Source organism: Brevibacterium antiquum, from assembly GCF_016107655.1.
GTDB classification, from domain to species: domain Bacteria; phylum Actinomycetota; class Actinomycetes; order Actinomycetales; family Brevibacteriaceae; genus Brevibacterium; species Brevibacterium antiquum.
Genome location: NZ_JABASX010000006.1, coordinates 308,599 through 328,971, shown reverse-complemented (window position 1 = coordinate 328,971; position 20,373 = coordinate 308,599). Strand labels below are relative to the sequence as shown.

The window sequence follows — 20,373 nt, the reverse complement described above, 5'->3', positions numbered from 1 at the left end:
TCACCAGCAGATGAACCCATTTCAGGGAACCATTGCGCAGGCCAACCTGTAGACGAGTGGCGAGCGAATGTCGTCCGCGGTGTTTCGCGCGCTGCGATGATGTTCGGTGCCCGAGCGCCGCCGCAGTGCACCTTCGCAACAACAGCAATGGTCTCAATGGGATCCGCGGCCAGGGCAGGTGCGGATGGCGTGGTGACGCATCACCGCACCGGAGCGTCAGGGCCGAGCGGGATGCCCAGGCCCCACCAGAGGAAGAAGAGCAGGCTCCACATGATCGTCATGCACACCGCCAGCGGCAGGGTGTGGGAGGCAAGGGTGCCGATGCCGGCGGACTTCTGATAACGCTGCATGAAGCCGAGGGCAAGGATGAAGTAGGGGCTCATCGGGGTGATCGCAGTCGAGCCCGAATCGGCGATGCGGAAGATCGCCTGCGAGGTCTCAGGCGGAACGTCGAGGAGCATGAGCATCGGCACGATGACCGGGGCCATGATCGCCCACATGGCCGATCCGGAAGTGATGAGGACGTTGACGACGGAGAGGACGAGCAGCACGAGGATGAAGATGACCCATGTGGGCAGTCCGAGGCCGGTGAACAGTTCCGAGCTCGACACGGAAACCAGCATGCCGATGTTCGTCCACTCGAAGTACTCGAGGAACTGCGCGATCGCGAAGAACAGGACGAGGACCGGGGCCATGGACACGATGCCCTGGCTCATGAGCTTGGGGACGTCGGCGAACTTCTCGATCGTGCCCTCACGGAACCCGTAGACCATGCCGCCGACACCGAAGAGCATGGCGATGATGAACGCGATGCCGGTCAGGAACGGTGACTCTCCGATGGGGCCGTCTCCGCGCAGGGGAGCATTGTCCGGGACCACCAGGACGACGACGAAGAGGAGCATCGCGATCACAGCGAACATCGAGTACCGCAGGGCCGAGCGTTCCCTCTCCGTGATGACGAGGTCTTCGTGCTCGGCGTCCTCGTCAGCTTCGAGGTTCTGCCGCTTCGTGAGCACAAGTTCGGTGACGATGGTGATGACGATGGCCAACAGGATTGAGCTGGCGATGTTGAAGTACCAGTTGCCGATCGGGGTGACCAGATAGTCGGGATCGATGATGTGGGCCGCCGCCGAGGTGATTCCCGCGAAGATCGCATCATTGGGAGTCGGGATCGGGCTGGCGTCATATCCCGAGGCGATCGAGGTGTACGCGACGATGACGCCGAGGACGGGGGAGCGGCCGACCGCCTTGAACACCATGCCGCCGAGCGGGACGAGGATGACGTAGGCCGCGGCCGAAGCAACGTGGGAGACCGTTCCCATGAACGCGACGGTGAAGACGATGAGGGATGCGGGGACTCTCGCGATCGAGACCTTCATCGCCGTGGACAGGAGTCCGGTGCGCTCTGCCAGGGCCACGCCCATGATGACGACCATGATCGTGATCAGCGGTGGGAAGGACTGGTAGGCATCGAGCGAGGTGCTCACCGCCATCGCGATCCCGTCGCCGCTGAGCAGGTTGTTGACCGGTGTCCATTCCCCTGTGCCGGGGTCGTTGACCCCGACTCCCATGACGGAGAGGACGAGGCTGAGGACGGCGAGGATTCCTGCCAGGATCCAGAACAGCCAGAAGGGGTGCGGGAGTCGGTTGCCGACGTTCTCGATAACGTTGAGGAATCGGATGACGCCCGGGAGTCGTTCCTGAGTGGGTTTGTCGGTGGTGGTCGTTTCCATGGCTGGCTCCTGTTTGTCCAGGTGATGAAGGAGCCTTTGGGCACGACTCGGCGCTACCCGTGAACTCCATTGGTCAGAGAGGTGGGACTGAGATGGGGAAGATGTGGCAGTGGCGGAAGTCTGTTGGGGCAAACGAGTGCGAAGATCAGGCGGCATAGCCTGTCATAGGCGCAGCATCTCCCGGGAGTAGGCGACAAGTGCAGAGACGACCTCGCCGAGGATGTCCTGCCCGGCCGCGGCCGTGGCGGTGCGTGGATCCCCGAGGACCCCGTTGTCGGAGTATTGGTCGAAGGTGACGGCACTCGACGGTGATTTGGTCCGGGTCAGTCGCGCCCGCGGAGACAGTTCGTCCAATACTGTGGCTCCGGCGCTCAGATGGGCAGAGTCGACGAGGCGGTCATCGATGGCCAGCATCTGCGAGGTCTCTGATTCCCCGGAGTGTCCGCTGACTTCGGTGCGGGGCAGCGTCGCAGTGGTCTCGGTGGCCAGGCCGCTGACCGGTGAGTAGGCGAAGGCGAGATCCGGGTGGGAACTCAGCAGCACCTGTTGGGCGACGCCGAGGGCGGCGATATTGCCCCCGTGGCCGGTGATCACCAGGATGCGGGTGAAACCGGAGTCGCAGAGCTGGCCGGCGACCGTGGTGACGATGTCGACGAAGGTCCGCGGATCGAGGCTCACCGTCCCGGGCAGATTCCCGTGATGAGGAGACACCCCGTAGTCGATGCTCGGGAGGACGAAGGCCCTGCCAGGCACGGTTCTGTCACTGCCGGCCAGATCGTCGGCCCCTGCTAGATCTTCAGCCACTGCTAGTTCTTCGGCCACCGCCATGGCCACATGGTCGGCTCGGATGCTGTCGGTGCTCAGGGGGAGTCCGTCGCCGTGCTGCTCGCAGGCACCGACCGGCAGGATGAGGAGAGCGTTGTCCTCCTTCGCGACGTCGACCTCGAGCGAGGTCAGCTGCCCGTACTTGCGAACCTGTGGTCGGATCTCGGTCACGCTCTGACGGGTCACTGCTCGGTTCCTTCGGTGAGTGCGCGCGATTCGGTCGCCGCGAGGGACTCGGCGGCGGTGGCCTCCTCGGCGTCGGTGCGTTCCGACCAGTCGGCGAGGACGGCGGCCCTGATGCTCTCGAGGTGCTTACGGGTCCGATGTGAGGCTTCGAGTCCGTCGCCGCGCTTGATGGCATCGAGGATGTCGGCGTGCTCATCGTGGTCGCGGAGACGGTCGTAGGTGAACCGAGCCGCCTGCTGAGTGCGGGAGTGGATGGCCAGCAGCGAGACGAGCATCTCGTGCAGGGCCCGGTTTCCCGAGGCCTTGGCCAGCTCCACGTGGAAGTGCCCCGCAGGCACCTCGGTGTGCAGCTGCAGAGCATTGTCGACCGCGGTCTCCATCGTCTGCACGGCGTCCTTGCCCTGGACGCTCGCCGCAAGTTCCGCGATGCCGGGTTCGATGGCGATGCGCGCATCGAGCAGCTCGATGGCGGCGGCGAGGTCGACGGGCACATAGTGCGGGTTGTCGAGGATCCGACGGTTGATCGCCTCCCGCACATAGGTCCCGGAACCGTGCTTGAGTTCGACCGATCCGGTGGCCTCGAGGCGGCGCAGGGCCTCGCGGACGGTGGGGACTGTGACCTCGAAGCGTTCTGCCAGAGCTTTGGCCGAGGGCAGGGTCTGGCCGGGTTGCAGGTTCTGTGAGCGAATGGTTTCGACGATCTCACGAGTGAGACGTTCGACGAGTCCGATGGGTGCTGTCATGGCACTCTCCTTCAAGTGTTTAAGTCATCTAATCACTTAGTGAATCGAGTGTCAAGGGTCACTTGTGGATGCGTGGGTGACTCTCGAAGAAGGTCCATATCGTCTTTGTGGCGGAGAAGTCCTGCGTGACATAACCGCCTCCGCTGTACATGGTCTCACCTGGCCAGACGTGCCCGCCGTCGGCAACAGAATAGAGTTCGACATCGGCCCCGTCTTGGCAGTTCTGCCATTGGGTGCGCACGACTTTCTCACCCTTCTTGCCGACTTTCCTGTCCTTCGAACCCGTGCAGCCTGCGGCCTCTGTCCAAGGCTCCAGCCAGGTGCGCACTGCCGGATAGATCTCACCTTGGCGCTCGCCTCCCTCGTAGTGCATGGTGGCGTCGCCCGTGCCGTGAATGGCGAGCATCGGCGTCGGCTCGGAGTAGTCACATCCCGCGAAGGACTGCGGATAGTAGGCGCCTGCGACGGTGGCGAAGGCGGAGAATCTGTCCCGCAGCTGGCAGGCAAGGACCGAGACCATCCCGCCGCCGTTGGACTTTCCAGTCGCATAGACGCGATCGAGATCGATGCAGAATTCGCTCTCGATCGAGTCGAGCAGATCGGCGACGAAGCGCACGTCGTCGGCTCCGCCGGCGTATGGCGCGCCCTGCCAGGCACGTTTTCCGTCCTCGGCGATGCCGTCGGGGAAGACCGTGATGGCAGGCAGTTCGGGGAGTCCGGTGTAGTTCTGAAACTCCGCCCCGTCGGAGCCTCTGCCGTGGAAGCCGAGGATCAGCGGCAGCGGGGCGGTGAAGTCGTAGTCGCGGGGGATGTTGACCCGGTAGGTTCGTTCGTCGCCCGCCGAGGTGATCGTGCCCTGGTCGTTCCCAGGCTTCTTCTCGACACCGCATCCCGTTGAGTGCCGACTCGCGGCTTGGCCGGGCGGGGAGGCGGCGGCATCGGTTCGCGGTGTGAGTGCAAGTGCCAGGCCGAGCAGGAGGGTCAGGACCAAGCTGACGGGCAGTATGCGTTTCATCATCGAATGCAATGTTCTTCCTTTGATCGTCGGTGATCGTGGGCATCACAATACACGAGTCCTCTAATCACTTGATGAATTATTTTGAGCGCGAACTAGATCTCGGTTGGGTCGGCATGTGGGCTCAGTCGGCCCTATGGCTGGTGAGCGTTGACCAGTTCTCGCATGTCAGTGCGATCGCCAGGTCGGCGTCGCCGGCACGGACGGCGGCAACGATCTCCGCGTGCTGCCCGGGCGAGGCAGATCCCTTGACGGAGTCGAAATGCAGGTACTCGGCTCGCCGCAGTGTCGCGGTGACGACCTCGAGATGATCGGGAATGAGGGGGTTGCCGCTGCGAGCCAGGGCGACCTCATGGAATGCATCATCGGCGGTGATGGCCGCGTCGATGTCGGCATTGCGCAGGGCCCATCTCAGCTCTTCGTTGGCGGCTTCCATTTCGGAGATATCGGATGCGTTGAGGTGCGGGAATGCGAGGCTCATGGCTAGAGCGTGCAGCTGAGCCGCGATCTGGCGGGCGTGGATGACTGCCTCGGGATTCTCCGGTGCCACGCGGGTCATGCGCCCCGGCTCGGCCAGGATCAAGCCGGCCTGCGCCAGACGCTGAAGGGCCTCCCGGACGGGAGTGCGTGAGACCTGCAGCCATGCGCCCAGCTCCTGGTCGCGCAGCTGTTCCCCGGGAGCCAGTTGGCCCCGAACGATGGCGTCGCGGATCGAGCGATAGACGTCATCGCGCAGCAGCCTTCGCTGGGGGATCGGCGCGTTCGTGGGAATCGGCACTCTCGACCTCTCTTGGTCCTCGCATCGGGGTTGGCTTATTGGGCAGTCCGGGCATCGCATCCAGTTGTACTGGCATGTGGGACGTAGCGCTTGTGCCATTGTAGTCGCCACCGGAATGCAATATATTGCATATCGTAGAGACGTATCGACAACAGCTTGAAGCAACTGCTCTCCAGCCTCCAGTACCACCAGACGAAGAGGACACCATGCCAATCACCGATTTCGAACGCTACCCGCTGACCTTCGGGCCCAGCCCGGTCCACGAGCTGAAGCGACTGAGCGACCACCTCGGCGGGGCTCGGGTGTGGGCCAAGCGAGAGGACGTGAACTCCGGTCTCGCGTTCGGGGGCAACAAGACCCGCAAGCTCGAGTACATCGTTCCCGACATCCTCGCCTCCGGGGCGGACACGCTCGTCTCGATCGGCGGCTACCAGTCGAACCACACCCGGCAGGTCGCGGCCGTCGCGGCCCACCTCGGACTGAAGTCGCGCCTCGTGCAGGAGCGCTGGGTCGACTGGGACGACCCGGTCAACGACAAGGTCGGCAACATCGAACTCTCGCGCATCATGGGTGCCGATGTGCACCTCGACTCGGCCGGGTTCGACATCGGCATCCGCTCCAGCTGGGAGAACGCCATCGCCGAGGTCGAGGCTGCGGGCGGCAGGCCCTACCCCATTCCGGCCGGTGCCTCCGAGCACAAGTTCGGTGCACTCGGTTTCGTCAACTGGGCCTATGAGGTCGCAGAGCAGGAGAAGGAGCTCGGCGTCTTCTTCGACACGATCATCGTATGCACGGTCACCGGTTCCACCCACGCGGGAATGATCGCAGGCTTCGCCGCGCTCGAGGCGGCCGGAGGTCCACACCGCCAGGTCATCGGCATCGACGCCTCGGCGACCCTGGACAAGACCCGTGATCAGGTCAAACGCATCGCGAACAACGCGGCAGGTCTCATCGGACTCGGACGGGAGATCACCGACGCTGATGTCGATATCCGTCCCGGCTGGGAAGGCCCGGCCTACGGCATCCCCGATGAATCGACCATCAACGCGATCCGCACAACCGCGGAACTCGAAGGTGTCATCCTCGACCCTGTCTACGAGGGCAAGTCGATGGCCGGCCTCCTCGACCTCGTCGGACGCGCTGATGTCGACGGTCAGGCTGACGTCGAAGGCCAGTCTGACGTCGAAGGCCAGCCTGGTGCTGAAGACCGGGGCGCGGTGGCGAAGGAGTCGACGGTTCTCTATGCCCACCTCGGCGGACAGCTGGCCCTCAATGCCTACAGCTCGATCTTCTGAGGCGTTCCGTCACAACGGAGAACAGGCCGCCTCGTTCAACGCTGAGTCAGAATTTCGCTGTTGCCTTGACGCGAAAACCTGACTCAGCGTTGAATGAGCGCCACGACGCGGTGCAGATATCGTGAGTGCGTCTAGCCGTGGATGCGGATTTCGTGACATCACCCGCGAAATCCGCACAACCTCGGCGAGGGTGGTCCGGTCTGTCGCGAACTGATGATTCCCCCAGGTTCCGCCACTTGTTGCGCACGTCACGTGTTGATAGCGTGAGAGGCAGACATACGCGATCCGTCGATTTCGGCGGTGAACAGCGATGCAAACGCCTTATCCGGCGCCACCAGGGCGCCACTAGTCAAAGGAGTCTGGAATGAGCAATGTAGGCAGTGCTGCAGGCGGCTACCGTGTCGAGAACCCGGCCACGGGCGAGGTCGTCGAGAAGTTCGACAACGCCACTGACGCGCAGATCGAGGAGACCCTCGACGCAGCTCACAAGGGCTTCCTGAGCTGGCGCGAGAAGACGATCGAGGAGCGCGCTGCGATCGTGAACAAGGTCGCCGCACTGTTCGGTGAGCGCAAGGAAGAACTCGCGACGGTCATCGCCTTGGAGATGGGCAAGCCCGTCGCCGAAGGCATCGAGGAGGCCGAGTTCTGCGAGGCCATCTTCAACTACTACGCGGACAACGGCCCGAAGTTCGCCGCGGACGAGCCGATCGAATCGATGTCGGGCGGCAAGGCATTCATCCAGCGCCGACCCGTCGGAGCACTCCTGGGCATCATGCCCTGGAACTTCCCCTACTACCAGGTCGCCCGCTTCGCTGCGCCGAACCTGGTGCTGGGCAACACGATCATCCTCAAGCATGCGGAGATCTGCCCCCGTTCATCGGCGATCATCGCCGACATGATGAAGGAAGCCGGCATTCCCGAGGGCGTGTACAACAATATCTACGCCACGCATGAGCAGATCGAGACCGTCATCGCCGATGATCGGGTCGAAGGCGTATCGCTGACAGGCTCCGAGCGTGCCGGTTCGGCCGTGGCCGCCACCGCAGGCAAGAACCTGAAGAAGGCTGTCCTCGAGCTCGGCGGCTCCGATCCCTACATCGTCCTCGACACCGACAACATGGACGAAGCCGTGGACACCGCCTGGGGCACCCGCCTCTATAACACCGGCCAGGTCTGCAACGCGAACAAGCGGATGATCGTCATGAATGACATCTACGATGACTTCGTGTCCGGACTGACCAAGCGCGCCCAGGATTGGACGAAGGGCACCCCCGACGAGGCAGGCGACGGCAAGTATTCGCCCATGTCCTCACGTGGTGCTGCAGAGAACCTGCGCAAGCAGCTCGACCGTGCAGTCGAGCAGGGAGCGAAACTCGTCGGCGGCGAGCTCGCCAGCGACGGTTCCGCCTACGTATCGCCGGCCGTGCTGACCGGGATCACCTCGGACATGGACGCCTACCGCGAGGAGCTCTTCGGACCCGTGGCCACCGTGTACAAGGTGACCAGCGACGACGAAGCTCTCAAGCTGGCCAATGACACCCGCTTCGGTCTCGGCGGCGCCGTGTTCTCGAAGGACGAAGAGCGTGCTGCGAAGCTGGCTCAGCGTCTCGATGTGGGCATGTCGAACGTCAACACTCCAGGTGGCGAAGGTGCGGAGATTCCGTTCGGCGGCACCAAGCGTTCGGGCTTCGGCCGCGAGCTCGGCCCCTACGGCATGGACGAGTTCGTCAACAAGCGCATGTACTACGTCGCTGACTGACTCTGACTGGGCAGTCCCAGCTGGACACCGAAACACGGTCGTCCTGCCGAGGCACTGCCGCCGAGTCTGAAGCGAGATCGAGACGCGGGCGTTGCGTCGAGAATGACGGGGAGAACCCGATTCTTCGGCACAGCGCCCGCGTCTCGCTGTGTCGGGGCGAGTGTGCAGGCGAGAGCGGGAGCGAAGCGTTTCGCGGGCACGACGTGAGTCTCGTCGAACCCTCGACTCCCAGGTGCTGGGTCGATAGCGTCAATGGATGCCGAAACTGCTCGTACTCGGCCTGTGCGCAGGGTATTTCCTCGTCCTCCTCGATGTGACAGTCGTCAACGTCGCACTGCCGCAGATCAACGCTGATCTGCAGGCGGGCCAATCGGGGATGGCAGGAGTGATCAACGCCTACACCTTCGTCCTCGCCGCACTGCTGCTTGCCTTCGGAGCGATCGGGGATCGCTGGGGTCATCGCCGGATCGTGGTGTTCGGTTTCCTCTGCTTCTTCCTCGGCTCGCTGGCCTGCTCGCTGGCGCCGACGATCGAGTTCCTCGTTGCCTCACGTGCTCTGCAGGGTGTTGGCGCCGCCGCAACGATGACCGGCACCCTGGCAATGCTCTCGGAGTCGGCTGCCGATGACCGCGAGCGAAACAAGCTCGTCGGGCTGTGGGCGGCACTGGGTGGGGTCGCCCTTCCTGTGGGACCTCTGCTGGGAGGACTGCTTGTCGAGCTGGGCAACTGGAGGGCAGTGTTCTGGTTGAACCTGCCCGTCATTGTCGCCGCACTCATTCCCATCCTGATGCACTCCACACCGAGGCCGGCGTTGGCCAGAAGCGGTGGGCCAGCCAAGGGCACGGTGCCCGATCAGGTCTCTGGCCGCGTCGGGTCTCCGGATCACGCTGAGTCTCCAAAGTTTCCGGGCTCTACCCGGTTTTCGGTCTCTTCGCGAGCGAGGCTCCTGCTTGCCTGCATCGTCGCAGCGCTCATGAACTTCTGTGTTCTCGGGTCTCTGTTCCTGCTCACCCAGTTCTTCCAGGGCGATCGGGGACTGAGCCCGCTGCAGGCGGGGCTGGCCACTCTTCCTGCTCTGCTCCCGATGCCGGTATTCGGTGCGCTGTCGGGAAAGGTCAGCAACCGCCTCGGCGCGTGGAGGACGAGTGCAATGGGGCTTATCGTGGCTGGTGTGGGGCTCGGGCTGATGGGTCTGACTGTGTCAGGGGCGAGCCTATGGGGCCTGTGGCTCGCACTGTTCGTGTGGGCGATCGGGGTAGGGATCCTCACGCCCGCGATCGTGGCCGCGGCGATGCATGCCCTGCCGCGTCGGCCGGGATTCGCTTCCGGCGCGGGAAGCACCGCCCGCAACGTCGGCGGCGCAACCGGAGTGACGGTCTTCGCCGTTCTGTACACGGTCGACACCGGAATGCTCATGGCAGGGGCCGGGGTCGTGATGCTCGCCGCCTCGTTCATCTGCCTGGAAGTGGGGCGACGGACACAGGGTGGTCGTTCCCAGGGCAGTCGGTCAGAGGGCGGTCGGTCGCAGGGAGGACATGCCGCATCACCGGCAACTCCCGGTGGAGTGGAGTTACGAGGCAGGGCCTAGGATTCGAAAGTCCACGAAGCATCGTGGGGGAGTGAGGGAATGGGCCAATCGGGATGCGGCTGAAACGTCTGATAGCCGGCATCGAAGGGAAAGCGCCACGCGGTTACGTCATCGACGGCATTTGCAGCCGCTTGGCGGATCTCGGCGACATCACTGCCAGAGAAGAGCCCCGCTTCGTGCGCGAATGCAAGCTCGTCCTCGTCTTTGTAGCGATAGGAGCCATCGGCGCTGGCCACGACATCGAGTACGAGGTCTGAGGTTTCGATACCCACATCGGTTCGAACGTATGGCACTTCGATGTTGATGTAATAGGAGTCCCGCAGTCCCGACTCAGTCTCGAACAACCAGACGGAATACATGATCTCGGGCTGGAACACGGCGAGAATTCCGGCCCCTGCCCAGTCCCGGATCGCCTGAGCTCGAGGAGCCATGAAGCGGTCGGATCCTTCGAGTGAGCGAATAGGACTTCCATCGGCGATCACCTGATGGAGCATGCGAGAGCCAGGTGCCAGCCACACCGCAAGGTGGCGGTCGTCATCGGCGACGACCGTGACGGGGCGCTGGTCAAGGAGTCCTGGAAAGTCGGGATTCACATAGGTCCACAGGATCTGGCTACCTGGTTGCCATCGAGTCTCACCTGCACTGCTCATGCCCACCATTGTCACCCAACGCTGGTTGCTCAGGGCGGAGGTGGGCACAAGCAGTGACCGATTCTCGGTCTGAAGCGGGGCAGCCTCCGATCAGGCCCCGGTTGACTGCGCTGTCTTCGCAGCGGCGCGCTCCTCGGCGGTTGGGATCTGAATGATCGGGCCGAGCACCACTGTGTAGAAGAAGATGCCGATGCCCAGGATGACTCCGCAGACGATGAACGCGGCACCGAAGCCGCCGGTCGCCTGGACGACGAAGCCGGTGACGATCGGCGCCGAGACACCGATGAGGTTGTTCACCGAGTTCATGATCGAGCCGGTCGCGCCGACCCCGCCTTCGGGGGCGATGAGCGCAGGCAGGGAGTTGGTGACGCAGAAGGAGACCGTGATCCCGCTGGTGCCCAGGGTGATCCAGAACAGGGCCCAGCCCGGGTCCTCGGTGAAGGCCGCGCCCATCACCGTCATGGCCAGGAGCATCCCCGCAACGATGAAGGTCTTGCGGACAGCCGTGCCCGACTTCCCGATCCGCATCAGGTGGTCAAGCAGCCAGCCGGGGAAGATGAACTCGACGGCCACGGCGACGAGCCAAGGCAGGGCGGTGAAGATGCCCGAGGACATCACGCTCATGCCCATCTCCGACTGCAGGTAGCCGGGCAGCCACGTGAGGAGCATCCACTGCGTATAGCCGGCGCATCCGAGGCCCAGCGACATACCCCAGACCTTGCGCTGCTTGAGGATGTAGCCGAGGTTGGCCAGAGGGTTCGGGCGATGTGCGTCCTCGTCCTGAGCGCCGCCCTCGCGGATGTATTCGAGCTCAGAGTCCTTGAGCTTGCCGAGGCGATTCATCTCCTTGGGGTCGCGGTACTTCCAGAAGAAGACGAACACATAGGCGAGGCTGAGGAGGCCCATGGCCACGAAGGCTCCGCGCCAGCCGAAGGACACAACGGCCATGGCCACGAGTGGGAAGCCGATGACATTGGACAGGCGCTGACCGGAGTCGAAGATCGCTGTCGCCGTTCCGCGTTCGGAGCGCGGGAACCAATAGCCCGTTGCCTTCATTGCCCCGGGGAAGATCGGTGATTCGGCCATGCCGAGGACGATGCGGGCCAGAATGAGCAGGCCGGTGCCGCTGATGATCGCCGTGATGAAACAGGAGACGCTCCACATGATCGTTGCGGCCCTGAAGACCCACTTGATGCCGATCTTGTCGAGGAGGAGACCGGCAGGAATCTGCATGAGCACGTACGACCAGCCGAAACTGGACAGGACGATGCCCATCTGACCGGCACTGAGCCCGAAGTCCTCGCGAATATGGCCCTCCGCCACAGCAATCGAGCTGCGGTCGATGTAGTTGATGAGGACACCGAAGAACAGCAGGATCGCAATCGCCCACCGCATCTTGCCGATGCCCGACCGGTTGGGCTTCACTCCCGGAGTGTGGGTTTCCTGGGGAGTGAACTTGAGCTCGTCCGGATCGGCGCCACTCGGCTGGGTCTGAGGCTCCACAGTGAGTCCCTTCGTTGGTATCTCGGTATTGGTGTCTCGGTCGCCGATGATCGAGCGACATGGGAATGGACTCCGGGGCGGCAACACCCACGATTCCACGATATGGAAATGGTATTTCGTTAGAGCCAAGTCAACGTATAACGGCGGTTAGCGGAATGTCAAAGAGTCGGCTTTGCCGAGTTGGTCCGGATGGTTACCGAAAGCAAGGGAAAATGGATGATACGCCTCGTCTGCGCAGGTAGCGGGGTTAGTCCGAAATATAATCCGCTATTTCGGATTGTCGTCTCCAGTGAGACAATTGCGTGTTTTCGCGCCAGTCGACCGAAGCCCGATAATTGAATGATTACAGATTAAGAATTGAAACCGGCGACTCCTATACTGGGGAAGCGGCCCAGACCGGGCCACAGGCAGGCTGAGGACGCACCCGGATCCAGCTATGCCGCAGCTATCTGGAGGTCATACGTGCCGATCACCTCGACGGTTCTCAACGCCGCTGGGAACAATCCCGAGCAGCTCGCCCTCGTCGGCGCCGACGAGCGGCTGACCTACTCCGAGCTCGTCGAAGACTCTCGCCGGATGTTCGCCGTCGTCGACGAACTCCACCGAGCGCAGTCCGACCCGCCAGCCCCCGCCCATGAGACAGACGGCATCCCCATCACCGCGGTCAGCCTCACCTCGGCGTTTCACGCCTCGCGGATCATTGCCGGGCTTGCTGGCTACCGAGCCGTATCCGCGACCATCGATCCGCGCTGGCCGCTCGACCATCAGCTCGGCGTCATCCGTACCACCGGAATCGGAGTCGTCATCAGCGACAACAGCGAACTCGCCGAGGCGCTCGCCTCCTCCTCGTGGACCGGCACCCTCATCGGCCTCGTCGACTTCCGAGCCCGCGAAGCTGCCGTCACTTCTGCCCCCGCACCCGCCGTCCGCGATGCGTCCGAGCCCTTTCTCATGCTCTTCTCCTCGGGTACGACGAGCAACCCGAAGGCCTTCATCAAGACGCGGCAGCAGTATCGCGACAATGTCGGCGTCTCCTCAGCCCACCTCGAACCGCTGCCCGAAGTCGCGACGCTGGCACCTGGCCCGGTGTCCTACAGCCTCACGCTCTACGCGATCATCGAGAGCCTCGCGACCGGGGGCAGCGTGCACGTCGCCGACGAATTCGACCCGATCACGATGGGTCGGCGCATCGAAGCCGAGGCCATCACCCGTGTCGTGGCCGTCCCTGCAGTCGTCCGGGCCCTCGCCGAGGCAGCCCGCCGTGACCCCGAACGTTTCACTCACCTCGACCTCGTCGTCACCGGCGGAGCCAATCTGCCGGCGAGCATCCGCGACTGCCTCGCCGAGATCCTCCCGGAAACACGGCTGGTCAGCTACTACGGTGCCGCAGAGATCGGTTTCATCGGTGACAGCCGCGATGGTGACGGCACCTGGATCACCGTCTATCCGAGCATCGGAGCGCAGATCCGGGACGAGTCCGGCGCAGAGGTTCCCGAGGGAGAACTCGGCACGCTGTGGATCCAGGCTGCGGCCTGCTCGTACGGCTACGTCACCGGCACCACCGACGCGGTGCTGCGCGGGGCAGACGGTTGGGCCACCGTCGATGACCAGGGGAGGATCGTCAACGGCATGTTGCAGCTGGCGGGTCGGGTCGGTGACATCGCGATCACCGGAGGTCACAAGGTCTCACTGCCAGAAGTCGAGCGGGCATTCGAAACGTACGACAACCTCGGCGAGGTATGCGCCATCGCCCTCGAGGACCCGGCGTTGGGCAGCCTCATCGCCCTCGTCATCGAGGCCGGTGCCGGTACGCACGAAGGACTGGGCAAGACAGAGCTGCTCGATCATGCACGTGCCCGCCTGGCGCCGCAGTTCGTTCCTCGTCGCATCTATCGACTCCAGCACCTGCCCAGGACAGTCGGCGGGAAGATTCGGCGCGCCGAAACCGTTGACCTCATCATGGACGGACAAGGACAGCGACTGTGAGCGGACAGGTCTCCACAGGCCGGGGCGCACCGGCCACCGAAGGCAACCGCGTCGTCATCACTGGAATGGGCGCGATCACGCCGAGCGGCAATGATGTCGACGCACTGTGGGACTCCGTGGTCACCGGCCGCAGCGCGATCGGTCGACTCGAGGGGGAGCAGTTTGCGGATCTGGCCGTGCGCATCGGCGGCCAGGTGAGAGACTTCGACGCCGAGGCGATCCTGCCCCGCTCTCTCGCTCGCCGACTCAGCCCGGTCCAGCACTGGGCCATCGCCGCCGCAGACCAGGCCCTGACGCAGGCCGGGATCGCACGCCCGGACACAGGGGTGAAAACGGGTGCAGGCGCGCAGACCGACGACGCTGCCCCCGACTCCCTCCCGTGGGACCGATCCCGCGTCGCCGTCATCGCTGCCACCGGCTCCGGCCCCGTCGACGCCATGCAGAACGCCACACGCTCACTCCTCGACGGCGGCCCCCGCTCGGTTCCCCTGACATTGGCGATCCACGGCGCACCCGACTCGGCCGCAGCGCTGCTGAGCCAGCGCTACGATTTCCGCGGGCCCGGGCAGGGAGTCTCGGCCACCTGCGCCAGCGGGGCCATCGCCCTCGGCGAAGCAATGCGCCGCATCCGTCACGGATACGCCGACGCGGTGCTCGTCGTCGGGATGGAGGACTGCCTCAACGCGGTCAACCTCGCCTCGAACGCGAACATGCGTGCGCTCGCCGCCGGCTTCGAGGACGATCCCACATCCGCCAGCAGACCCTTCGACAGTGCGCGATCCGGGTTCGTCATGAGCCAAGGCGCCGGTGCGATCCTCCTCGAATCCGAGGCCGGAGCCGCCGCCCGCGGGACCACCGCGCTCGCCGAACTCGCAGGATTCGGAGCCGCCAGCGACGCCCACCACCCGACGAACCCGCATCCCGATGGCCGAGGTGCCGCCTCGGCGATGGGTGAGGCCCTGGCCGATGCCGGACTGGGTCCCGAGGACATCGGCCACATCAACGCCCACGCCACCGGCACTCCCGCCGGTGATGCGGCGGAACTCAAGGCCTTCGACGCCGCACTCGGCACCACCGCACACGCGATTCCGATCAGCGCCACGAAGTCGTCCACGGGCCACCTGCTTGGTGCTTCGGGCGTCATCGAGGCCATGATCGCCGTCCGTACGATGATGGAGCAGACGCTGCCTCCGACACTCAACCTCGAGACCTGCGAATTCGACGGATGGAGGATCGTTGCAGGTCAAGCGCGCAACATCGGCCGTGACGGCTTCGACGATGCACCGATCGACACAGTCCTGTCGACCTCGTTCGGATTCGGCGGGCACAACGGTGCGATTATTCTGCGCCGGCCCCGCTGATCAACGTGGGACGTCGACTCGCTGCCCCCGATCCAATCGGGAATCTGACCCCATCCGCTAGGAGACATGATGACCGACCGTGAGACCCGCCTCGGCGAACTGGCCGAGAAGTACCTTCCCGCCGAGGTGCTCGAACGTTTCCGCGAACGTGCGGGCGTCTACGACCGCGAGAACCGCTTCTTCGATGAGGACCTCGAGGAGCTGAAGTCGCTGGGCTACCTCACTCTGTTCGTTCCGGACGCCTACGGCGGTCCGGGGCTGAGCCTGCACGAGGTCTCGCGTCTTCAGCAGCGTCTGGCCTCAGCCGCTCCGGCCACGGCATTGGCGATCAACATGCACCTCATGTGCACCGGCGTCGTCAAGGCACTCAACGACCGCGGCGATGCCTCATTGAACTGGGTCTTCGAGGAGGCGATGGCGGGGGAGATCTTCGCCTTCGGCATCTCCGAACCCTCCAATGACTGGGTCATGCAGGGGTCGAACACGGTGGCTGAACCGACCTCTGACGGCGGCTACCGGCTCACCGGCGTGAAGATCTTCACCTCGCTCTCCCCCGTGTGGACGCGGCTGATCGTCCACGGAGAGATCGCTTCCGCTGAAGAAGGAATCGCCGGCCCCGATGCAGACCAGCCAGCCGAGGGCCAGCTGGTCTACGGCTTCATCGAACGCGGCGCCGAGGGCATCACGGTCTCCGACCAGTGGGACGTCATGGGAATGCGGGCCTCCCAGTCGCGGGCGACGATGCTTGACCAGGTGCCCATGCGCCCCGAACGGGTCTCGCGCACCATCCCGGCAGGTAAGCACCCCGACCCGCTGACCTTCGCGATCACCAGCAACTTCCAGCTGCTCATCGCCTCCGTCTATGCCGGCGTGGCCGCCCGCGCGCTCGAACTCGGCGCTGCCGGGCTGAAGAAGCGGAAGTCCGCGAAGTCCGGGACCACCTTCGCCGAGGTGCCCGAGACTCGCGCTCGCCTCGCCGACGCGCATCTGGACTACCTCGCCGTCCCCGCCATGCTCGACGCCTTCACCAGGGACTTCGACGCTCTGGTCGACCACGGGGCCGGTTGGCCGCTGCGGCTGGTGGGAGCCCGGATCAAGGCCTCCGATGCGGCCAGGAACGCGGCCGAGACGGCTCTCATGTGTTCCGGCGGCGGCGGCTTCGACAATAGCCACGAACTCTCGCGCCTGTACCGGGATGCGACCGCCGGTCTGTTCCATCCGCCGAGCGCCGACGCCGCCCGCCCCATGTACGCGGCGGCCCTCCTCGACGACTGAAGGGTGGCCATCGGCTCTCGTTCGATACGGGGCTTTCGTTCAACGTTGAGTCAGGTTTTCGATGTTGCCTCGCGGTGAAAACCTGAGTCAACGTTGAACGAGAGTCTCAGGCTCCGAGTCGGCCGGACAGGGCACGGCTGGACGTGGCACCATGGCCGCAACTATACGAGCTGCAAGGACGGAGTTTCCTATGGAGGAGAGAACACCCACGATCGTGCGGGCGAACTCGATCGTGTCGCAGGCGCGGACGCGGCCAGGCGCCAGCTCGGCTCTCGAACCGGAGGCCTTCGCACTCACCGGTGAGACCATCAGCGCGACCGGAACGCTGACTGAACTGCGGGAGCGATTCCCCACCGCCGAGGTGCTCGACTTCGGTGACTCGACGATCATCCCGGGCCTCAACGACGCCCACATCCACCTGGCCATGACCGCCGGCGACGCCCTCCACCTCGACCTGTCCCATGCAGCGGTGGGAGACGTTCCCACCCTCTTGGACACGATCGCCGCCGAGGTGGGGACAACCTCGGCGGGGGAATGGGTCAAAGGCAGCCGATACGACGATGAGAAGACCGGGATCGTCCTCCGCGACGAACTCGACCGGATCGCGCCCGAAGTCCCGGTGATCGTGAACCACGTCGCCGGGCACTGGGGTGTTCTCAATTCCGCCGGACTGCGGTTCCTCGGCATCGACGAGTCCTCACCCGACCCGGACGGCGGCCGCTATGACCGCTATTCCGACGGTCGGCTCAATGGCAAGCTCATCGAACGGGCGCTGATGAACGTCCTCATGCCGGCCACAGCCCGCGGTGACCGTTTCATCCCCGGTGACACGGTCGAGGACCTGCAGCTCGGTGCCGCGCGGACGATCGCGAAGTGGAATGCCGCGGGCCTGACCTCGATCTGCGACGCACTCATCAGCCCCCAGGACATCGGGATCCTCTCAGCATTGCGCGCCGACGATGCACTCGGCCTGCGCATCGGCATGCTTCTGTCCATCGACCACTATGACAAGGCCGCCGAGCTCGGAGTAGGCAGTGGATTCGGCGATGATCGGCTCAAGCTCATCGGCGTCAAAGCCTTCCTCGACGGGGCGATCGGCGGGCGGACCTGCCTGCTCTCCGAACCATTCACCGACCCGAACTATCAGGGCGTGCAGACCACTTCGACCGATGAGCTGCGAGCCAACGTCGAACGCGTCCATACCGACGGCAACCGCATCGGCGTCCACGCCAACGGCGACGCCGCGATCCGCCTCGTCCTCGACGCCTTCGACGACGTTGCTGCCCGGATCCCGCGCCCGGGCCTGCGGCACCGGATCGAACACTGCAGCCTCATCGACGACGACATCCTGAAGCGGATGAACCGCCTCGGCGCCATTGCTGTCCCCTTCGCCGGATATCCCGGCTATCACGGTTCGGCGCTGAACTCCTGGTACGGCGAGGCGAGGACGGAGCGGATGTTCGCGCACCGCTCGTTCCTCGACGCTGGGGTCACGGTGGCAGGATCATCGGACTATCCGTGCGGGCCCTACCAGCCGCTGTTCGGACTGCAGTCGCTGGTGACGAGGACCGGCGTCGACGACGGGGTCACCGTCGGAGCCTCGCAGAAGGTCACAGCAGCCGAGGCGCTGTCGATCTTCACTCTCGGATCTGCCGAGGCCTCAGGGGAGGAGTCCTACAAGGGCAGACTGGCCCCGGGATACCTCGCCGACTTCACCGTCCTCGGAGACAACCCAGTGACCATCGACCCCCACGGAATTGCGGACATCGACGTGCGCGCAACGTATGTCGGTGGGAGTGAGGTGTACCGGGGCTGAGGTTTCCGTTGACCTGTGTGCCGGCGCCGCTGTCCCGCCTCAGGCATTCACCTTCGCTCGCTCCGCTGCCGGAACCCACCGTGGGTCCGGCTTCGCCAAGGTGACGATGACGACGATGATGAGGTTGACCGCGACTGCCCACAGGCCGCCGTTGATGCCCAACAGCGGATCGTGGCCCGTGTAGTGCAGGGCCACCATGGTCACCGAGCCGACGATGAGGCCGGCGGCAGCGGCCTGTTTGCTCATCCGTGGCCAGTAGAGGGCAAGCAGTGCGGCGGGCACGACTTGGGCGAGACCTTCGTAGCTGAGCACGGAGAGCTCGACGAGGGCATCGGGCATGAGCAGGCTCATCACCAGCGCAATCACACCGACGATGAGGCACACCCACTGGGACAGCGTCTTCTGCCGCAGACCCCGCGCGGCGAGCTGTTTCTTCGTCATCGACGCGGAGTTCTTCGGGCCGGACAGCCCTCCGCCGAGAACCGTGCGACCCCACATCGAACCGATCGAGAGCATATACACGCTCATCGGCACGATGGCTGAGAGTGCACCGGCGACACCGATGAGGGCGACGAGCGGGGCCGGCAATGAGTCGATGACCACGGAGAACAATGCCAGGTCCGCATCCTTGAGCGCGGGAATGACGAAGAGCGCGGCCACGCCGACCATCATCGGCACGAGGAGCAGCAGCTGGTACCAGGGCAGGATGATGGAATTGCGGCGCAGAGTGTTCGCCGAGGTGCCCGACAGGTATCCGGCGATCGAGGTGGGGAAGACGGTGATCGTGATTCCATTGAGGATGATCGTCGAGATGAACCAGGCGCTTCCATAGGTCCCCTCACCTGCACCGGGGAAGGTCAGCCACTGCGACTTCTCACTCACAAGGCGGTCGAGGAGTTCGCCCAACCCGTCGAAGTAGTGCAGCGGAACATAGACCGCGAGGAAAGCCACGGCGAGGATGACGAGGCCGTCCTTGAGGGCGCTGACCCACGCGGAACCGCGCAGACCGGAGAAGAGGATGAACGCCTCGGCGACGATGAAGGAGATGATGGCGGCGACCTTGAGGTCGATCGCCCCGTAGCTCATGGCGTTGACGACGGCACCCATGCCCTGGATCTGCAGCTGGATGTAGGGAACGATGAACACGGTCGCGAGCACGGCGACAAGGATCGCCAGACCCCGCGAGCGGAAGCGGTGCTCGACGATGTCGGAGAGGCTGACGAGCTTGTGCCTGGCCGCATAGGTCCAGAACAGCGGGCCGACGAGGTAGGCGACGACGAGTCCGACGCTGAGATAGCCGATGAGGTAGAGGATCGGCACACCATAGGAATACGACCAGCCGGCTGTGCCGAGGAACGAGAAGCTCGTATAGGTCTCTCCTGCCATGAGCAGGAGGATGAAGACGAACCCGAGTCCGCGTCCGGAGACTGACCATTCGTCGAGTGACTTCTCACGCCCGCGGCCCGACCAGATGCCGATGCCGATGGTTGCGAGCATGGCAATGCCGAAGATAATGCAGGCGATGATTGCTGAAGTGCTCATTTGCCGGCCTCCTCGATCGGGTAATCCTCACCGAAGGCGACATCAGCTGGCACGTGTTCGGCCAAGTTGTGCCGGTAGTAGCGATCACCGCGGGCGGCCATCCACACGAAGAACCAGGTGAGGATCGTGACGACGATCGTGTAGGTGAGGATGAACGGCATCCCGAAGATGCGTGGCTCGATCGAATTCGCGACGAAGGGCGTCAGTAGGTAGCCCACGACGGGAATGATGAGGAGCAGCAATGAGTACCGCCGCCGAGGTGGCCTGGACGGCGGTGGTGAATCGTGGACTCCCGACATGCGCAACCTCTTCCTCTTC

At 64.3% G+C, this 20,373-nt stretch carries 16 protein-coding genes; 7 read left to right on the top strand and 9 right to left on the bottom strand.

Going from position 1 to position 20,373, the window contains the following annotated elements; genetic code table 11:
* Positions 1–200 precede the first annotated feature (200 nt).
* The 5 genes from JFC13_RS12445 to JFC13_RS12425 form a co-directional block, all read right to left on the bottom strand.
* Positions 201–1,733 carry an AbgT family transporter gene (locus JFC13_RS12445; protein WP_198397378.1) on the bottom strand — a complete coding sequence of 511 codons (1,533 nt, stop codon included), beginning with the start codon at positions 1,731–1,733 and terminating at the stop codon, positions 201–203.
* 162 nt (positions 1,734–1,895) lie between these two features.
* The gene (locus JFC13_RS12440; protein WP_198397377.1) at positions 1,896–2,744 is read right to left on the bottom strand and encodes a creatininase family protein; all 849 of its coding nucleotides are present in this window, start codon (positions 2,742–2,744) and stop codon (positions 1,896–1,898) included.
* The gene (locus JFC13_RS12435) at positions 2,741–3,487 is read right to left on the bottom strand and encodes a FadR/GntR family transcriptional regulator (protein ID WP_198397376.1); all 747 of its coding nucleotides are present in this window, start codon (positions 3,485–3,487) and stop codon (positions 2,741–2,743) included. The genes JFC13_RS12440 and JFC13_RS12435 overlap by 4 nt, the downstream gene beginning before the upstream one ends.
* A gap of 58 nt (positions 3,488–3,545) precedes the next feature.
* Positions 3,546–4,505 carry an alpha/beta hydrolase family esterase gene (locus tag JFC13_RS12430; protein ID WP_198397375.1) on the bottom strand — a complete coding sequence of 320 codons (960 nt, stop codon included), beginning with the start codon at positions 4,503–4,505 and terminating at the stop codon, positions 3,546–3,548.
* A gap of 121 nt (positions 4,506–4,626) precedes the next feature.
* The gene (locus JFC13_RS12425; RefSeq protein ID WP_198397374.1) at positions 4,627–5,280 is read right to left on the bottom strand and encodes a GntR family transcriptional regulator; all 654 of its coding nucleotides are present in this window, start codon (positions 5,278–5,280) and stop codon (positions 4,627–4,629) included.
* A 206-nt stretch (positions 5,281–5,486) separates the two neighbouring features.
* Here JFC13_RS12425 and JFC13_RS12420 point away from each other — a divergent pair, with 206 nt between their 5' ends.
* The 3 genes from JFC13_RS12420 (at position 5,487) to JFC13_RS12410 (ending at position 9,922) form a co-directional block, all read left to right on the top strand.
* Positions 5,487–6,575, top strand: a complete 1,089-nt coding sequence (locus JFC13_RS12420; RefSeq protein ID WP_198397373.1) for a 1-aminocyclopropane-1-carboxylate deaminase — start codon at positions 5,487–5,489, stop codon at positions 6,573–6,575.
* A gap of 364 nt (positions 6,576–6,939) precedes the next feature.
* Entirely contained in the window at positions 6,940–8,334 is a 1,395-nt protein-coding gene (locus tag JFC13_RS12415; RefSeq protein WP_198397372.1) for an NAD-dependent succinate-semialdehyde dehydrogenase, read from the top strand.
* Positions 8,335–8,590: 256 nt separating this feature from the next.
* Positions 8,591–9,922, top strand: coding sequence for an MFS transporter (locus tag JFC13_RS12410; RefSeq protein WP_198397371.1), 1,332 nt, complete (start codon positions 8,591–8,593; stop codon positions 9,920–9,922).
* Here the strand turns inward: JFC13_RS12410 and JFC13_RS12405 are convergent.
* Positions 9,919–10,572, bottom strand: coding sequence for a DUF402 domain-containing protein (locus JFC13_RS12405; RefSeq protein WP_198397370.1), 654 nt, complete (start codon positions 10,570–10,572; stop codon positions 9,919–9,921). The two genes, JFC13_RS12410 and JFC13_RS12405, sit on opposite strands and share 4 nt — an antisense overlap.
* 90 nt (positions 10,573–10,662) lie before the next feature.
* Positions 10,663–12,075, bottom strand: coding sequence for an MFS transporter (locus JFC13_RS12400; protein WP_198397369.1), 1,413 nt, complete (start codon positions 12,073–12,075; stop codon positions 10,663–10,665).
* 462 nt (positions 12,076–12,537) lie between these two features.
* Here JFC13_RS12400 and JFC13_RS12395 point away from each other — a divergent pair, with 462 nt between their 5' ends.
* From JFC13_RS12395 to JFC13_RS12380, 4 genes are all read left to right on the top strand, one after another.
* Positions 12,538–14,061, top strand: coding sequence for a class I adenylate-forming enzyme family protein (locus tag JFC13_RS12395; RefSeq protein WP_198397368.1), 1,524 nt, complete (start codon positions 12,538–12,540; stop codon positions 14,059–14,061).
* Between the two features lie 65 nt (positions 14,062–14,126).
* The gene (locus tag JFC13_RS12390) at positions 14,127–15,422 is read left to right on the top strand and encodes a beta-ketoacyl-[acyl-carrier-protein] synthase family protein (protein ID WP_198397411.1); all 1,296 of its coding nucleotides are present in this window, start codon (positions 14,127–14,129) and stop codon (positions 15,420–15,422) included.
* A 69-nt stretch (positions 15,423–15,491) separates the two neighbouring features.
* Positions 15,492–16,697 (top strand): acyl-CoA dehydrogenase family protein, encoded by a 1,206-nt coding sequence (locus JFC13_RS12385; protein ID WP_198397410.1) that lies wholly within the window; start codon positions 15,492–15,494, stop codon positions 16,695–16,697.
* Positions 16,698–16,887: 190 nt separating this feature from the next.
* A complete protein-coding gene (locus tag JFC13_RS12380; protein WP_198397367.1) occupies positions 16,888–18,513 on the top strand; it encodes an amidohydrolase in 1,626 nt (541 codons plus the stop codon).
* A gap of 39 nt (positions 18,514–18,552) precedes the next feature.
* Here the strand turns inward: JFC13_RS12380 and JFC13_RS12375 are convergent, their stop codons facing one another.
* Entirely contained in the window at positions 18,553–20,055 is a 1,503-nt protein-coding gene (locus JFC13_RS12375) for a sodium:solute symporter family protein (protein ID WP_198397366.1), read from the bottom strand.
* Positions 20,052–20,354, bottom strand: coding sequence for a DUF3311 domain-containing protein (locus JFC13_RS12370; RefSeq protein WP_198397365.1), 303 nt, complete (start codon positions 20,352–20,354; stop codon positions 20,052–20,054). The genes JFC13_RS12375 and JFC13_RS12370 overlap by 4 nt, the downstream gene beginning before the upstream one ends.
* Positions 20,355–20,373 lie beyond the last annotated feature (19 nt).

What these genes read in the sequence shown, in the direction of transcription:
- JFC13_RS12445 (WP_198397378.1), bottom strand. Translation starts at nt 1,733, where the DNA reads ATGGAAACGACCACCACCGACAAACCCACTCAGGAACGACTCCCGGGC.
- JFC13_RS12435 (WP_198397376.1), bottom strand. Translation starts at nt 3,487, where the DNA reads ATGACAGCACCCATCGGACTCGTCGAACGTCTCACTCGTGAGATCGTC.
- JFC13_RS12430 (WP_198397375.1), bottom strand. Translation starts at nt 4,505, where the DNA reads ATGATGAAACGCATACTGCCCGTCAGCTTGGTCCTGACCCTCCTGCTC.
- JFC13_RS12420 (WP_198397373.1), top strand. Translation starts at nt 5,487, where the DNA reads ATGCCAATCACCGATTTCGAACGCTACCCGCTGACCTTCGGGCCCAGC.
- JFC13_RS12415 (WP_198397372.1), top strand. Translation starts at nt 6,940, where the DNA reads ATGAGCAATGTAGGCAGTGCTGCAGGCGGCTACCGTGTCGAGAACCCG.
- JFC13_RS12410 (WP_198397371.1), top strand. Translation starts at nt 8,591, where the DNA reads ATGCCGAAACTGCTCGTACTCGGCCTGTGCGCAGGGTATTTCCTCGTC.
- JFC13_RS12405 (WP_198397370.1), bottom strand. Translation starts at nt 10,572, where the DNA reads ATGAGCAGTGCAGGTGAGACTCGATGGCAACCAGGTAGCCAGATCCTG.
- JFC13_RS12390 (WP_198397411.1), top strand. Translation starts at nt 14,127, where the DNA reads ATGGGCGCGATCACGCCGAGCGGCAATGATGTCGACGCACTGTGGGAC.
- JFC13_RS12385 (WP_198397410.1), top strand. Translation starts at nt 15,492, where the DNA reads ATGACCGACCGTGAGACCCGCCTCGGCGAACTGGCCGAGAAGTACCTT.
- JFC13_RS12380 (WP_198397367.1), top strand. Translation starts at nt 16,888, where the DNA reads ATGGAGGAGAGAACACCCACGATCGTGCGGGCGAACTCGATCGTGTCG.
- JFC13_RS12375 (WP_198397366.1), bottom strand. Translation starts at nt 20,055, where the DNA reads ATGAGCACTTCAGCAATCATCGCCTGCATTATCTTCGGCATTGCCATG.
- JFC13_RS12370 (WP_198397365.1), bottom strand. Translation starts at nt 20,354, where the DNA reads ATGTCGGGAGTCCACGATTCACCACCGCCGTCCAGGCCACCTCGGCGG.